The sequence below is a fragment of the Clostridium hydrogeniformans DSM 21757 genome, assembly GCF_000686705.1.
Taxonomy (GTDB): Bacteria; Bacillota; Clostridia; order Clostridiales; family Clostridiaceae; genus Clostridium_Z; species Clostridium_Z hydrogeniformans.
In genome coordinates this window covers 1-16539 of the sequence record NZ_KK366006.1, presented here as the reverse complement: position 1 = coordinate 16539, position 16539 = coordinate 1, and the positions used below count along the sequence as shown (strand labels likewise).

The following is a 16539-nucleotide window of genomic DNA, read 5'->3' as shown; positions in this document are numbered from 1 at the left end:
ATATATTAGGGGGCTTTGGTTTTATGAACAAAGTGGATATACAATTTAATTTACCTAGTCCACAGGAAAAGGATTCCAGTATAGAAATAAGAGCTATTTGTGAAGACGATATCTTATATAAGTTTTTAATAGGAGAGTCTGGCATATGGGAGGCTCTTGATGATTTTAGCGAAGATAGCAGTATTCAGTGGACTCCTAGAAGAGATGGAGAATATTTTGTAATGGTTCAATGTAAGAGTAAGAACAGTAAAAAACCCTTTGATTTTTATGATAAGACTAGTTATTCTATAGGGGAAAAAAGTCTTTCATTAATAGAAAGTGTTAAGTGTAATAAAGGTGAATACTTAGTTGGTGATAAGTTAGAGGTAATTGTAAATAGTAAAAAAGAGAATATATTATATAGATATTGGATATTTCAAGATGGATCATGGGAGATGATTAGGGATTATTGTACTGAAAATATATTACTCTTTACCTTAACCAAGGAAGGGGAATATGAAGTACTTGTGGAATGCAAAGATATAAATTCTTCCAATAAGTTTGATGATGGAAAAACCATAGGATTTAAGGTTGAGCCCTTAAGTCCTATAGAAATAATAAATTTAAAATGTTTAACTCAAGACGATTTAATGGTAAATAGGGAAGTTATATTTCAAGTTGAATCCAGGTGCGATTCTTCAAGAATGATTTTATATAAGTTTTATAAGGTGGATGAGGAAGGAAAAGTCACATTAATTCAAGATTACTCATCTAAGAAAGTAATATCCTACACAGAAAATATAAGTGGAAAATATAAACTTCTAGTTATGGCTAAAGATATGTATTCTAAGGAGCAGTGGGATGATAGAGCTGTTTTAAACTATGAAATAAAACCTTATAAAAATATTAATATAAAAAATATTATAACTGATTTATCTTCACCTCAATTAAGAGGACGTGAAATAAATATAAAGGTTTTAGCAGAGGGTGGAAATAAGCTTATTTATAGATATATAATAGATGGTAATTATAGTATAGATAGTGGTTTTATTAATAGTAATGAGTTTTTATGGAAGCCAAGCCATGAAGGACAGTATGAAATAAGAGTTATGGTAAAGGATAAGTCCTATGATGGAGAATATGAGGCTTTGGGAAAGTTAGAATATATAATAGATAAGGAATTCTATATCCCTCTTAGGATAAAAGATATAGTCCTTGATAAAACCAAAAATTATGTAAAAAATGAAATTATAAATATAAAAGTAGAAACTGAAGGTGGTATTGAACCAGAATATAGTTTTACCATATATAAAAAAGAGGAAGAAATATGCGGTGTAGATTTTGGAAGCTGTAATTGGGTTAACTTCACTCCAGAGGAAGCTACAGAATATAAGATGGAAATAAAAATTAAGGATAAATATTCCTTAAAGGATTTTGATGGACAAAGTACCCTATACTTTGATGTAAAAGAGTTTGTTGCAGGGAACATAGACTATATTCTTTTTGATGTTAAAGAATATTATAGGGTTAATGATGAAATTTCTATTGAAGTTGTAGCACAAAACACACGAAATATTCTATTGAAGTATAATTTATATATAAATAATGAACTAGTAGAAGAAACAGAGTATGGAAAGAAACTTAAATATAAACTTATTCCTAAATGCAGTGGAAAATATACTCTTAAGGTTATTGGGAAGAATATAAAATCCACAAAGGAGTATGACTGTAAAAAAAGTATCAATATAGTAGTTCATGAGGCACTGCCAGTTACAAATACAAGGATTAAACCTTCTAAAGACAATATAATTTGTAATGAAGGAGTAGAATTTATTGTTTCCTCAGAGGGAGGAAAGGATGTAATTTATGAGTTTTATTTAATCCATAGTGGAGAATGGCGACGTGTTCAAAGATACAGTAAGAAGAACTTCTATTCTTTTATTCCTTATAGAGAAGGAGAATATAAAATTTTAGTATTATCAAAAAGTTCTTATAGAAATATTTCTTATGAGGATTATCATATATATGAGTTTACTTCTAAATTAGAATAATCATATTAATATACTAATAATAAGGGAAGAAACTTTTTAATTTTATATTTAGTGAGGATTGAATTCTCTAGTTAGAGCTTAGAAGTTTGTAATAATTTTAGTAAAATTATTGCATGGTACGTATTTAAAAAAGTTAGGATATATATTAAATTATAATTAGGATATATAAGAATTTATGGTAGTATACAAACTTATAATAAACTTAAGAGGTTTAAGAAACTTAAGAGAGGAGAATGATAATGAATATAGAAAGTGTACAAGGGTTTATGATGGCTCAACTTATGGCAAATACTATGAAAAAATCCACTGGAGATAGTATGGCATTTCAAATAGCTTTAGAAGCTTTAATGAAAAATATGAATGGTAAGGATTCTAAAGGCTTGATGAACCTTTTAAATTTAAATGGACTAAATTCAGAAAATCTTAATAATAGTTCCTTAAATCTTAGGGGAGATCTTATTAAGAATTACCAAAATGTAAGCAATGTTTCTCAGGATATACCATCTAGTAAAAATGAAAGAATAGATAAAGCCATAGAAGAAGCATCAAAAAAGTATGGTATAGATGGAAAGCTTATATGGGCATTAATAAAACAAGAATCTAACTTTAATGTTAATGAGAAATCTCATGCTGGAGCTATGGGGCTTATGCAGCTTATGCCAGCCAATGTAAAGGAATATAACATATCGAATCCTTATGATATTTTTGAAAATATTGATGGAGGGACAAAACATCTAAAGGATTATATAAAAAGATATAATGGAAATGTAGAATTAGGACTTGCAGCATATAATGCAGGGCCAGGAACTCTTCAAAAGAGAGGAGTAAAGGCCGTAGAGGACATATGGAAGTTACCTTGGGAAACAAGAACTCATGTAAAAAAGGTTATGGAGTATTGGAGAGGAAAATAATTTCTTAAGACATAAAAAGTATGATTTAGAACTTATGTAAAACATATAAATAAAAAGATGGAAAGCTTAGTATGCAAGTTTTCCATCTTTTTATTTATAGCTACATATGTTTTATTAAAGTATCAACTTTAGAAATAGGGTTTCTAAAGTTAATATTTATTCTATAGATTTATTAGAATCTATAATTTTAAGGAGTTAGGTAATATATAGGTTAAGGTTCAAGTTTGAAAATCTATATGATTGTTTAGGTAATAAAATATAAGGTTTTATATAGATGATTAAGTTTAATTTATAAATATGTTTAATATATATATGTTGCATTAAAAAATTTATATTTCACTGATTGATGACTCAATAAGTTTCAACTGAATCTAATGTAGTTTTAATATTAGAACTTATATAGTATAAATTAAACACATTAATAATGAATAAATTTAAAGTTTTATAGTATTATATTACTGAAAAGTTGTATTAAAAATTAGTTTTCCACAAAAATATATAAAGTATTAAGGTTATCCACAAAATATTCAGAAAAAACAGTGAAATTCTCTTTAATATGTGGAAACATTAAAATATATATAAAAACCTTTTAAGAACAGGTATAATATAAAACAGTATTTAAAATTCTCTAGTTTAAAGAAGGGAGAGATGTTATATGGAAAGATTAGATAAGATTCTTTCAAATTTAGGATATGGAAGTAGAAAAGAAATAAAATCTATAGTTAAAAAGGGAATTGTAGAGGTAAATGGGGAAAAAGTTAAAGATAATGGACTCCAAGTAGATCCAGAGAAGGATATAATTAAAGTGGATGGAGAAGAGGTCTTTTATAGAAAATACATATATTTAATAATGAACAAACCAGATGGGGTTATCTCTGCAACCTTTGATAAGTATGACTCCACTGTGGTAGATTTATTAGACCCAGAAGATGCTGTATTTGATCCTTTTCCTGTGGGAAGGTTAGATAAAGATACTGTGGGGCTTCTGTTACTTACTAATGATGGGGAACTAAATCATAGGTTAATTTCACCTAAATGGCATGTGGATAAAGTTTATTATGCAAGGATAGATAAAAAAGTTACAGAGGATGATATTAAAGCTTTCAAAAAAGGTGTTGTTTTAGATGATGGATATAAATGCATGCCGGGAATTCTTGAAATCATAGGAGATTATGAGGAGGGTTCAGAGGTTCATGTAACCATACAGGAAGGAAAGTTCCATCAGGTTAAAAGGATGTTTGAGAGTGTGAAAAAGAAAGTTGTATATCTTAGACGTGTGAAGTTTGGACCTTTAGATATAGATGAGAATTTAGAAGAAGGTCAATATAGAGAGCTTACAGATGAGGAAGTTGCTTTGTTAAAAGATATTTAATACTATGTTCTTGAAATAAATATTTCATTAACAAAGAATGAATGAAATGTAAAAAATCATAACAAATTGTAAAAAAGAAAGAAATTGATTAAATCTCTTGCAGATGATTATAATAAATATTATAATTATATATGAAAGATAAATAAAAGGATAAATAGCCCCCTTTTTATTTATTGGTGAACACAACCTGGCCCCAAGGGTTGTGTTTTTATTTTTTGACAAATTATACTTCTAAATCTAAGTTTCTTATGGAATATTTTAGAAAGAAGTGGTAAAATCTAAATATGTATTAAATTGGGGGGGATCATATGGTAAGCTATAAATCAAAATTTGAAAGTGATGAAATGGATCTTTTGTTTGAAGCAATATTGAGCCTTAAAAACCTTGAAGAATGTTATAAGTTTTTTGAGGATATATGCACTATAAATGAAATAAAAGCATTAGAGCAAAGATTACAGGTAGCAAAGATGCTAAAGCAAAGAAGAACATATTTAGATATAGCAAGCTCTACAGGAGCAAGCACTGCAACTATAAGTAGAGTAAATAGGTCCTTGAATTATGGTAGTGAGGGTTATAAAATAATATTTGATAGAATAAATTGGAAAAAATAGTAGGTTTATATATTAATATGGCTGTGGCTTGCCCATAGCTTTATTTTTTTTATTTTTGGTATAATATAAATTAAGATATAATAAAGAGAAAGTTAATTTCTATTCAGGTTTTATATTAATTAATATGGTATATAATTTATAAGGATGAGTTTGGAATTTTTACATTAGTATTTAAGGGATAGGTGGTAAACCTATAATACATTTTGATAAAATAAAAAATTATAAAGATTAAAGTTTTCATTATATTATAATATAATGAATTTTATTTAAGGAGGGTGACCCCATGGATTTAAAAGCTTTACTTAACAAAGAACAATATGAAGCAGCAACAACAATAGAAGGTCAGGTGCTTATACTAGCAGGAGCGGGATCAGGAAAGACAAGAGTTTTAACCCATAGAATGGCTCATATGATAAAAAATTTGGATATATTTCCATCTCAAATACTAGCTATAACCTTTACTAATAAGGCAGCTGGGGAAATGAGGGAAAGGGTTAAGGCTCTTATAGGAGAGGAAGAAGCTGAGGGAATGTGGATATCTACCTTCCATTCAAGTTGTGTTAGGATACTTAGAAGAGAAATAGAACACTTAGGATATAAAAGAGATTTTACTATATACGATACCTATGATCAAAAGGCGTTAATAAAACAATGTATGGCAGAATTAAGTATAAATGATAAGGATATGAATGAAGGAGAAATCCTAGGAAGAATAGGGAAGGCTAAGGATAATCTTATAACACCTTCAAGGTTTTTAAGAGAAAATAGTGATAATTTTAGGGATAAGAGAATTGGAGAAGTTTATGAACTTTATCAGAAAAGGTTAAAAACAAATAATGCCTTAGACTTTGATGATTTAATATTTAAAACCATTGAGCTATTTAAAAATAATGAAGAAGTACTAGGATTCTATCAAAGAAAATTTAAGTACATAATGGTTGATGAGTACCAAGATACAAATAAGGCACAATATGAACTTGTAAAGATGCTAGCAGCTAAACATAAAAACATTTGTGTTGTTGGAGATGATGACCAATGTATTTATCAGTGGAGAGGTGCAGATATAAGAAATATCTTGGATTTTGAAATGGATTATCCAGAAGCTAAGATAGTAAAACTTGAACAAAATTATAGATCCATGGAAACCATATTAAGAGCAGCTAATGAAGTTATAAAAAATAATAGTGAAAGAAAAGATAAGGTTCTTAGAACAGAAAATCCAGAGGGAGAGAAAATAAAGTTATATAGGTCTTACTCAGAAACAGATGAGGCAGATTTTGTGGCTAGGGAAATAAAGAGGATTAAGGATAAAGATGATAAATTCTTTAGTGATTTTGCAGTACTTTATAGAACTAATGCACAATCACGTAGTTTTGAAGATGCTTTTATAAAAAGAGGAATTCCATATAGAATAATTGGAGGACTTAAGTTCTACGATAGAAAAGAAATAAAGGATATAATGGCTTACTTGAAGGTTATAGCAAACCCTCAAGATGATATAAGTTTAAAAAGAATAATAAATGTACCCAAAAGAAGCATAGGAGATGCTACTGTTGAAAAGCTTATGGCTTATTCTCATGATGGTGGATTAAATCTTTATGATGCAGTGGTAGAGGTAGAGAATGTTCCAACCCTTACTCCAAGAAATGTAACTAGTATAGGTAAATTTAGAGATATTATGGAAGAACTTAATCTTATGAGTGAGCAGCTTCCCGTATCAGATTTTATTGAATATATATTAGAGGTTACAGGGTATTTAAAGGATCTTAAGGATTCAAAGGATCCAGAAAACCAAAGTAGGGTTGATAACTTAGAAGAACTTGTATCAGCAGCAGTTGCCTTTGAGAAGGATAGTGCCAATGAGGATAAATCTCTTGCAGGATTTTTAGAGAAAACTACTTTAGTGGCGGATGTGGATAACTATGATGCAGATGCAGATAGTGTAGTTCTTATGACAGTTCATAGTGCTAAGGGGCTGGAATTTCCAACTGTATTTATGGTTGGTATGGAAAATGGTATATTCCCTGGAAATTCATCCTTTAATGATAATAAGGAGATGGAGGAATCGAGAAGGCTATGTTATGTTGGAATAACAAGGGCTAAGGAAATTCTCTATATGACTTCAGCAGAGGTTAGAAGAGTATATGGAAGAACTCAAAGTTATCCTCAATCAGATTTCTTGTTAGAGATATCAGATAATCTTAAGGAATATGTAAATTCTAGAAGTCAGGTAGGATCAAAATCAACTTTTGAGAAAAAGATGGAAGCTTCAAGAAGAGAAGCTTATGCAAATCCTCATAGTATGAGAAGAAGTAGCTATGAAGGAAAAGCATCATCACCATCAGAAATTATAAAAAAAGCAATGGAAAGTAATGGAGGAACCCTTCTTACAAAGGGGGAGGCAAGTCCAGGGAGAAAGGTTAAGCATGCTAAGTTTGGAGTTGGAACTATAGTATCAGCTATGCCTCAAGGTGATGATATAAAACTTACCATTGCCTTTGATAATATGGGAGTTAAGCAGTTATTACTTAGCATAGCTCCTCTTGAAGTGCTTTAAATTGGAGGTGTTATCTTTGGAAAATAGAGAAGATAGAATTAGAGAATTAGTAGAAGAATTAAATGAATATAGTCATGAATATTATGTATTAGATAAACCTTCTATAAGTGATAAGGAATATGATAAAAAATATGATGAACTTTTAAATCTAGAGAAAGAGACGGGATTTGTTTTATCCTATTCCCCAACTCAGAGGGTGGGAGATGGAGTTTTACCAGAGTTTTCAAAATATGCTCATAAGGCTAGACTTTGGAGTTTAGATAAGGCTCAAAGCTTAGAGGAGATAAAAGAGTGGCATAAAAGAAATAAAAAACTATGGGATGAATATAATAGAACTAATGAGGATAAACTTCCAGAACTCACATATATTTTAACTAAAAAGTTTGATGGCCTAACCTTAAACTGCACCTATGATAAAAATGGTGTTCTTATAAAGGCGGCCACTAGAGGAACAGGAGAAATTGGAGAGGATATAACTCTTCAAGGTAAAACCATAAAGAGCCTTCCACTTAAAATAAGCTATAATAGTTTAATGGAGATTCATGGGGAAGCTATTATGACAAAGGAAGCTTTTGAGGAATACAATAAAAACTCAGATGTACCTCTTAAGAACCTAAGAAATGGAGCAGCAGGAGCTCTTAGAAATTTAAACATAAAAGAAACAGCAAGAAGAAACTTAACAGCCTTTTTCTATGATATAGGATATAATGAGGGGAGACCTTTTAACACATATCTAGAAATGTTAGATTTTATAAAAGACCAAGGTTTTCTAATGGATGATTATATAAGAGAATGTAGCACTATAGGGGAAATAGAAAAAGAAATATCTTATATAGATAATATAAGGTTTAATTTAAATTATGATATAGATGGAGTTGTTATAGCAATAAATGATATGAGAACAAGAGAACTCCTAGGTTATACTGTTAAGTTTCCAAAATGGGCTATAGCCTATAAGTTTGAGGCACAAGAAACTACAACTAAGCTCCTTGATGTGGAATGGAATGTAGGGAGAAGTGGTAGGGTTAGTCCAACCGCTATTCTAGAACCAGTAGAACTTGCAGGGGTAACAGTTAAAAGAGCCACATTAAATAATATGGATGATATAAAGAGAAAGGGCGTAAAAATAGGAGCAGAGGTTTTTGTTAGACGTTCTAATGATGTTATACCAGAGATTATGGGAGTTACTGGTGAGGCTTTAGAAAATACAAGAGAAATAGAACCACCAAGCAATTGTCCTTATTGCAATAGTGAGGTTATACTAAATGGAGCTCATTATTTTTGTGAAAACACTTTATCTTGTAAACCACAGCTTGTAAAGAGTATAGTACACTATGGCTCAAGGGAAGCAATGAATATTGCAGGATTTAGTGAAAAAACTGCTGAGCAATTATTTGAAGAACTAGATTTAAGGACTCTTGGAGATTTATATAAGCTAGAAAAGGATAATCTTTTAAAACTTGAAAGGTTTGGTGAAAAGAAGGCACAGAATCTTTTAGATGCCATAGAAAAAAGTAAAAACTGTGAATTGCATTCATTTCTATATGCATTAGGCATACCTAATGTGGGAGTAAAAACCTCTAAAGATTTAGTTAAGAGATTTAAAACCTTAGAAAATATCCAAGTAGCTACCTTTGAGGAACTTGTGGAAGTTGAGGATGTTGGGGATATAGTAGCCAAATGTATAACAGAATTTTTTAAAGATGAGAAGATAAAAAATTCTATAGATGAATTATTAAGTTTAGGAATTACCCCTAAATATGAAGAGAAAGATATTCAGTCTGAAGGAAATGTATTCCAAGGTAAAACTGTAGTTGTTACAGGAAGTCTTAAAAATTATTCAAGATCAAGTATAAAAGAAAAATTAGAATCTTTAGGAGCAAAGGTATCAGGGTCTGTAAGCAAGAAGACATCTTATGTACTAATTGGAGAAGATCCAGGTTCTAAGTATGATAAGGCAAAAGAACTGAATATACAAGTTATAAGTGAAGAAGAATTTGAAAAAATGATTTAAGCAGTTAAAGGAAATGAAGAATTAAAAATAAGTAATTATTTTAATTCACATATGTAAATACTTTGTAACTTTACAAAACTAGCATATAGATGTAATATATATGAAGTATTTAGTATAGTTTTGGGAGGAATTGAATAATGATTTTAGAAAACAAGGATAAGAATTCCTCAAGAGGGTTTTTAGAAAAAGCAGAGATAATAGTTATATATTTAGCTTGGGCTTTTGTTTTAGCTACATTGATAACTCTCGTATGCGTATTTTTATCTACACATAATATAATTTATATAAAAATACTTAATAACTATTATGCCCTTCAAACTGTAGTATCCATAACTATGATTATATGGGGAATTAAGTTTGCTTTTGATAAGGAGAGTAGGAAACGAGTTGTTTATCCAATAATTTGTTTAAGCATCTCTATATTATCTATTTTCTTTATGGTGATGAATGTATATTAATATTTAAGGTGTGCTATTTAGCACACCTTTTTAGTTATTTTTATTATCTTCACTTGACGAGTTTTTAGCTAACATATAAATATTATGAGTAAGCTTTTCCATTAAATAGTTTTTATATTTTATTTGAGAAAATATCTTATTTAAAATAACAAAACTTGCTATAGATAGACCGATAAAAAGAAATATAACAATTATAGTTAATATTTGAAGAAATGTTACCATAAAGACCTCCTACCTTAAAATATTCTATAAAAAATTATAACATAAATAAAACAATATAAGTAGTTATTAAAGTTTTTTATAGGGTCATATACTAGAGTATAGTAATATAAAAAGGTGAGTTATGAAGATACTAGATAGAATTTACTATAGGGTGAGAAAAAGGAAGGTTGAGGAAGGATTAAGAGGATTAAGAACAATAAGTATAAAAGAAGTTTACGGGGTAATAAGCAGAGATTGTTGGGAGTTTGGAATAGAATATATAATTATTTTAAAGGATAGAAGTATTCTAGAGATCACAATTCAATCTAATAATAAAAAAGTATTTTTAAAGTTTCATAAGGCTTTGATTATAAGAGAAAATGATGTGATAAGTTTTATAGAAAAGCTTAATAATCTTGAAATAAAAAATGGGGTATATATAACTACAGGGAACTTCTCTAAAGAAGCTAAGAATATACTAAAAAAAGAAGAGAAAGTTAATATAACTGTAGAGGATGGATTTCATTTTATAAAAAGGCAGGTTTGGATGAATATTGACTTTAATCAAAAGTTAAAACCTAGTCAACTAAATTTTTATATGTATATCCCAAGTTAAGGTTTAATAATAGAAAAAAATGTCAAGACTTTAAATAAGTAAATTCAATTTAGGAATAAAAAGTTTTGATAGGTGATATAATGAAAAAAATAATTTTAGCTATTGTGATAGTTTGCCAGCTGTTTATGGTTGGATGTATACAAAAGAAGAATGTAGAAGATAAGGAAGAGAATACTCTTCTTACATATGGTATGGAGGAGTTTCCAAAAACCTTAGTTCTTAAGGAGGATTCTAAAGAAAGAAGTGAGGATTTAATATGTTCATTATTTGATGGACTAGTCACTATAGGAAGTAATAAAGAAATTATTGGATCCTTAGCTGAAAGCTATGAGGTAACTAATGATGGTATAGGTTATACTTTTAAGCTTAGGGAAGATATAAAATGGAGTAACGGAAAGCCAATAGTTGCTTCAGATTTTGTAGAGTTTTTTAAAAACATATTAGACCCTAGTTTAAAGAACCCTTATGCCAGTGAGTTATATTCTATATATGGGGCCAAGGAATTCAATGAAGGAAAAAAGACATTTAAGGATGTAGCTATTAATTCTACAGACAATAAAACATTAAATATAAGAATGAATAATGCTAATGAAGAATTTTTAAAGATTCTATCAAAGCCTAACTATAGGTTAAGAAAGAATTTTAACAAGTTATACAACTATACAAGTAGTTATAAAGAAATTGAATATAGTGGACCATATGTGATAGAAGATTTGAAGGAAAATGAATTTATATTATTAAAAAGAAATGAAGGCTATTGGGACAAGGTGGAAGAAAATCAGGTTAAACTTGTTAGAAATAGCCCAGAAAAATCCTTGGCATCCTTTAATTCAGGTAAGACAGATATTATATTCAATATTCCTCTTAAAGAAACCAGTATAGATACTAGTATGGGAAATTTAGAATTTTATCCTACAGGAGATATGTTTGCTCTACTATTTAATCATAGTAAAAAAGATTTAGGAGGAAATCTAAGTTTTAGGAAGGCAATAAATGAAAGTGTAAAACTTTTATATAATGAGGAAGACCTTTATAGTAAAGCTGGTCTTATACAAGGAAAAGGTGATATGGCATTTAAAAATTATAATGAAGATGTTATGCAAACCTCTGGAGGATATAAAGGTGATGTTGATATATCAAAAATAAAATCAATATTTAAGGATATGGATTATGATGAGAAGACAGTTATAAATATGGTTTTTCTTAATGATAATAAAAATAAACTAATAGCAGAAAAGTTAGAAGAGATACTTAAGGATCAATTAGAGTTAAGTATTAATAAGAAATTTCTAAACCAAGAGGAATTTAATAAAACCTTAGAGGATGGAGAATATGATTTAGCTCTAAAGTTTTATAAGCAGCCTGTAAAAAAAGAAGATTTCTTTAAATTATGGACAAAAGATAATAAGAGAAATATCTCAAGATATAACAATGGAGAATATGATAAGATATTAAACAAAGTTTTAGTAGATAAAGAAAAAGATTTTATAACTCCAATATCTATTTTATCAAGGGATATAACCTATATACCTGTATATTATGATTCCTTAAGTTATGCTATATCTAAAGAGGTAAGTGGAGTAGAACTAGATGGAAATAATAATATATTATTAAAAAAGGTTAATAAAAATAATAAATAGTATAAGAGAAGTGTATGACTTATAAGGCTGGTTTAAGTATTATAAGTCATACACTTTTAAATTTATATATAGGGTTTTAAGTTTAATTATACTTATAGGATTTTTACATAAAGTAGAGAATCATAAAAAAGCTAAGCATATTTTCAGAAGAATCAAAATGACTTTTTATTTTTGTGAAGGTAGCTTTTTTAGTATTAAAATAAATGGTTTTATAAAATATAGGAGCAAGAGATGAAACTTCAGGGGTTTGAATTGAATTTGGTTTAAAGTTTTCATCACCCAGTAAATCCTCTGCCTTTAAGGAGAAGTTTAAATATCTTTCTACACTATCTAAGTTAGGACAATCAGGCCATGAACCTACAAGACCAGAGGAGATTAAATGTCTTTTATAGGCATCTACTATTACATTGTTTAGTTTTTCCTCTTCTTCACAAAGTAATAGGGCAGTCAAATAAATCAGTATATCTGAGGAGGTAATCTTAAATTCTTTTTTATCTCTTTTTTTAATTAGAACACCTAGTCGTTCATCATACAAGGATTTTATTGCATCACTTAAATCACATTCCTCTTCAGTGAAAAGTTCTAGTCCTGTAAGGCTCATAAAAAGTTTTATATTAATAAAATTTAAAGATAATTCATTAGAATTCTCAAAGTTTTCTATTCTATTTTCTTCATTAAAGCATTGAATGTGATAATCCATAATATCCATTAAGAGTTCTTTGCATCTTTCATCCTTAGACTCTTTATAGAATAAGTTTAGGGATAATAAAAGTTTTCCTCGATCTTCATTAGGTAAGTCATAAAGTTCATCCCTATAATGACAGAACATATTTAATATATCCATAGCAAAATTTTTATAGTTTTCACTATCATGGCTATTTGGATCTAAGGAATATTTAAAGCTTGCTAGCATCATAAAACCTTGGTCTGAGGCCTTATATTGACCCTCTTTATACTCTAAAACCATATTTTTAGAAGAACCTTCTGAAACATTTTGCTTATCTATAAATATTCCATCTTCATTTTTCAAATGCTTATAATAAAAGTCAAGTTGTGACTTACAAATATGAGAGTATAGTGTTCCAAGAGAGTATAATGCTTTATTTTTTCCTTCTAAGGAATAATAGTAATTACTAAGGGATAGAAGGCAAAGGGTATTTAGTATATTAGCCTCCATTATTATATCCTTTTTAAAACTAGATTCCTCCCAGTATAAACCATGCTTGTTTTTTAGAACCTTTCCATTAGCTTTCTTATAAATGCATAGAAGTGGAGAAATTTCTTTAAATATGTTAATATCAATGTTAGGTGATGATTGAATCTTAAGGTCCTTAAAGGAAGTTGTCACTCCACAACTAGAGCTTAAATTTATGTGCTTTAATGACTCTTTAGTAAAATGAAATAATTGATTTTTAACATTTTCAGTGGTCAAAGAGTTTATTCTTAAAAATGGACCGATATATCTCAAATTTTTCACCTCAAAATATTAATCCTTATATAAATAATATGTAAAATACAGGGAAATAGTTCATGTTTTCTTATATTTCTAAAGAAGGGATAATTTTTATGGAAGCAGGAAAGCTTAACTGGGATGAATTAAAATATATAATAGATAAAAATAAAACTGTAAAAAGGGAAGAAGTATTAGTTTCAAATGGAATAGGAGAAGATTGTGCTATATTAGATTTTCATAATAGTAAAATAGTTTTATCAACGGATCCTATAACTGGAGCTACAAAAAACTTAGGTAAACTTGCAGTAAATATAAACTGTAATGACATAGCTTCTTCAGGAGCAGAACCAGTAGGAATAATGGTAACAATTTTAGCCCCCCTAAACTCAACAATTCAAGATATACAAAAGATAATGGAGGATATAGGGGAAGAGTGCAGAAAAATTAATGTTGAAATTATAGGAGGACACACAGAGGTTACAGAAGCTGTAAACAAAATGGTGGTTTCCTGTACTGTAATAGGAAAAACTAATAATCCTATATCTACAAAGGGTGCTAAGGTAGGAGATAAGATAATAATCACAAAGACCTTGGGTATTGAAGGAAGTAGTATATTAGTCAATGAAAAAGAAGAAGAACTTAAGAAGGTTCTAAGTGAGGAAGAAATATTAGAAGCTAAGGGATTTAGTGAATTATTAAGTGTTATAGAAGAAGGTAAAATAGCTAGTAAATTTAATGTAAGCTCTATGCACGATGTTACAGAGGGAGGAATCCTTGGAGCTATTTGGGAAATGGCTAAGGCATCAAATGTAGGATTTATAATAAATGAAAAGGAGCTACCTATAAGGAATGTAACAAAGAAAATATGTGAATTTTTTAATATAGACTGTCTAAGATTAATATCATCGGGATCTATGGTTATTGTAACTAGTGATGGAGAGAAAATTATAGAGGAATTAAAGGTAAATAACATTGAGGCTACTTTAATAGGAGAAATAATATCTAAGGAAAAAGGGATAGTTATAGATATTAATGGAGAAGAAAGGGAAGTAGATCCTCCAGAAAGAGATGAGCTTTTTAAGATTATTTAGATATAAGCAGTAGGAGGAAAGGTATGAAAAATTTAATTGTTGCAAGTAATAATGAAAATAAGATAAAAGAGATAAAAGAAATTTTAAAGGATCTACCTTTAGAGATATATAGTTTAAAAGAAAAAGAAATATTTATTGACGTAGAAGAAGATGGGGAAACCTTTGAGGAAAACGCTTTTAAAAAAGCAAGAGAAATATATGAGGTCTTAAAGGAAAAGAATGAGAAAGATTTTATAGTTATGGCAGATGATTCAGGTCTTGAAGTAGATGCTTTAAATAAAAGACCAGGGGTTTATTCAGCAAGATATGCAGGAGAACATGGAGATTCAAAGAAAAACAATGAAAAATTATTAGAAGAATTAAAGGGAGTTCCATTTGAGAATAGAGGTGGGGAATTTGTATGCCATCTTGCTCTTATAGATTATTATGGCAAGGAAAGTAGCATAGAGGGAAGAGTAAAGGGGAAAATTATAGAGTCTATAAAGGGAGAAGATGGATTTGGATATGATCCTTTATTTTTAATAGAAGAACTTAATAAAACCTTTGGAGAGATAAAACCAGAGGAAAAGAATACTATAAGCCATAGAGGTATAGCTCTAAAGGAATTAAAAAAACAAATAGTTAAGTATTTGTAAGAGGTGACTTACTTTGATAATAGCAGTAATAAGTGATACTCATGGACATGAAACAAGCATAATAAAAGCACTTAAAGAAGCGGAAAAAGCAGATATGATAATACACCTTGGAGATAATGTACGAGATATTACTTTCATAAAGGAAAGATTTAAAAAGGACATAGTATTTGTAAGAGGAAATGGTGATGGGGAAATATATGTTCCAGAAGATAAGGTAATTGATATTCAAGGGAAAAGAATTTTTCTAACCCATGGACATAACTATGGGGTTTATTATAATCCTTTTAAAATTATGCTAAGGGCAAAGGAAGTTAATGCTGATATAGGATTATATGGTCATACTCATATAGCATATAAAGAAGTTGAGGATGGGATTTTAATATTAAATCCTGGTAGTGTTAGTCTTCCAAGAGACGGAAAGAAGTCTATGGCTTTTATACATATAAATGGGAATAGTATGGATGTTGAGTTTAAAAAGTTAGATTAATTGATAAGAAATAACCCTGGTGAATTAGTGATGAATACTAGGTATTTCTAATTTTTATACATCTCAATATAAAATATTATGTAAAAAAAATAAAAAAAACTATTGACGATAAAAAATATATGGTGTAGAATAAATCATGTCGTTAGGAACGGCAACAAACAAGTTGCCGGGGTGTGGCGCAGATGGGAGCGCGCGTGGTTTGGGACCATGAGGTCGCAGGTTCGATCCCTGTCACCCCGACCAAATGCGCGGGTGTAACTCAATGGTAGAGTTCCAGCCTTCCAAGCTGGCTACGTGGGTTCGATTCCCATCACCCGCTCCATTTTAAAAGTTCTTGACAAATGTTAAGTTAACAATTAAAATGTATAATGTACTTTAATTAAGCGTCTTTAGCTCAGTTGGATAGAGCAACGGCCTTCTAAGCCGTGGGCCAGGAGTTCGAATCTCTTAAGACGCACCATAT

At 29.5% G+C, this 16539-nt stretch carries 14 protein-coding genes and 3 tRNA genes; 15 read left to right on the top strand and 2 right to left on the bottom strand.

The window, feature by feature from the left end:
* Positions 1–23: 23 nt before the first annotated feature.
* From BR69_RS0118765 to BR69_RS0118735, 7 genes are all read left to right on the top strand, one after another.
* Positions 24–2030 carry a triple tyrosine motif-containing protein gene (locus tag BR69_RS0118765; RefSeq protein WP_027634573.1) on the top strand — a complete coding sequence of 669 codons (2007 nt, stop codon included), beginning with the start codon at positions 24–26 and terminating at the stop codon, positions 2028–2030.
* A gap of 239 nt (positions 2031–2269) precedes the next feature.
* Positions 2270–2941: a lytic transglycosylase domain-containing protein gene (locus BR69_RS0118760; RefSeq protein WP_027634572.1), complete on the top strand. Its 672-nt coding sequence runs from the start codon at positions 2270–2272 to the stop codon at positions 2939–2941.
* Between the two features lie 655 nt (positions 2942–3596).
* Complete coding sequence (locus BR69_RS0118755; RefSeq protein WP_027634571.1) at positions 3597–4313, top strand: pseudouridine synthase; 717 nt, start codon at positions 3597–3599, stop codon at positions 4311–4313.
* A 308-nt stretch (positions 4314–4621) separates the two neighbouring features.
* Positions 4622–4924, top strand: a complete 303-nt coding sequence (locus BR69_RS0118750; RefSeq protein WP_027634570.1) for a YerC/YecD family TrpR-related protein — start codon at positions 4622–4624, stop codon at positions 4922–4924.
* A 283-nt stretch (positions 4925–5207) separates the two neighbouring features.
* Complete coding sequence (gene pcrA, locus BR69_RS0118745; RefSeq protein WP_027634569.1) at positions 5208–7481, top strand: DNA helicase PcrA; 2274 nt, start codon at positions 5208–5210, stop codon at positions 7479–7481.
* Positions 7482–7497: 16 nt separating this feature from the next.
* On the top strand, positions 7498–9495 hold the full coding sequence (ligA, locus tag BR69_RS0118740; protein WP_027634568.1) for an NAD-dependent DNA ligase LigA: 1998 nt from the start codon (positions 7498–7500) through the stop codon (positions 9493–9495).
* 137 nt (positions 9496–9632) lie between these two features.
* A complete protein-coding gene (locus BR69_RS0118735; protein ID WP_051623694.1) occupies positions 9633–9953 on the top strand; it encodes a hypothetical protein in 321 nt (106 codons plus the stop codon).
* A 30-nt stretch (positions 9954–9983) separates the two neighbouring features.
* Here BR69_RS0118735 and BR69_RS20880 read toward each other — a convergent pair whose 3' ends face one another.
* Positions 9984–10175 carry a hypothetical protein gene (locus BR69_RS20880; RefSeq protein WP_034850154.1) on the bottom strand — a complete coding sequence of 64 codons (192 nt, stop codon included), beginning with the start codon at positions 10173–10175 and terminating at the stop codon, positions 9984–9986.
* A gap of 121 nt (positions 10176–10296) precedes the next feature.
* Between BR69_RS20880 and BR69_RS0118725 the strand changes: the two genes are divergently transcribed.
* Together BR69_RS0118725 and BR69_RS0118720 are read left to right on the top strand one after the other, a co-directional pair.
* Positions 10297–10770 (top strand): hypothetical protein, encoded by a 474-nt coding sequence (locus tag BR69_RS0118725; RefSeq protein ID WP_027634566.1) that lies wholly within the window; start codon positions 10297–10299, stop codon positions 10768–10770.
* An 80-nt stretch (positions 10771–10850) separates the two neighbouring features.
* The gene (locus BR69_RS0118720) at positions 10851–12410 is read left to right on the top strand and encodes an ABC transporter substrate-binding protein (RefSeq protein WP_027634565.1); all 1560 of its coding nucleotides are present in this window, start codon (positions 10851–10853) and stop codon (positions 12408–12410) included.
* A gap of 103 nt (positions 12411–12513) precedes the next feature.
* On the opposite strand, the gene BR69_RS0118715 is transcribed toward BR69_RS0118720, so the two are convergent.
* Complete coding sequence (locus tag BR69_RS0118715; protein ID WP_027634564.1) at positions 12514–13878, bottom strand: hypothetical protein; 1365 nt, start codon at positions 13876–13878, stop codon at positions 12514–12516.
* 98 nt (positions 13879–13976) lie between these two features.
* Here BR69_RS0118715 and BR69_RS0118710 point away from each other — a divergent pair, with 98 nt between their 5' ends.
* From BR69_RS0118710 to BR69_RS0118685, 6 genes are all read left to right on the top strand, one after another.
* Positions 13977–14954 (top strand): AIR synthase family protein, encoded by a 978-nt coding sequence (locus BR69_RS0118710; RefSeq protein WP_027634563.1) that lies wholly within the window; start codon positions 13977–13979, stop codon positions 14952–14954.
* A gap of 23 nt (positions 14955–14977) precedes the next feature.
* On the top strand, positions 14978–15589 hold the full coding sequence (locus tag BR69_RS0118705) for an XTP/dITP diphosphatase (RefSeq protein ID WP_027634562.1): 612 nt from the start codon (positions 14978–14980) through the stop codon (positions 15587–15589).
* Positions 15590–15602: 13 nt separating this feature from the next.
* Positions 15603–16076, top strand: a complete 474-nt coding sequence (locus BR69_RS0118700; protein ID WP_027634561.1) for a metallophosphoesterase family protein — start codon at positions 15603–15605, stop codon at positions 16074–16076.
* 167 nt (positions 16077–16243) lie between these two features.
* Positions 16244–16319 (top strand) — tRNA-Pro (locus BR69_RS0118695).
* A gap of 5 nt (positions 16320–16324) precedes the next feature.
* Positions 16325–16398, top strand: a tRNA-Gly gene (locus tag BR69_RS0118690).
* A 61-nt stretch (positions 16399–16459) separates the two neighbouring features.
* Positions 16460–16536: transfer RNA gene (locus BR69_RS0118685), tRNA-Arg, on the top strand.
* Positions 16537–16539 lie beyond the last annotated feature (3 nt).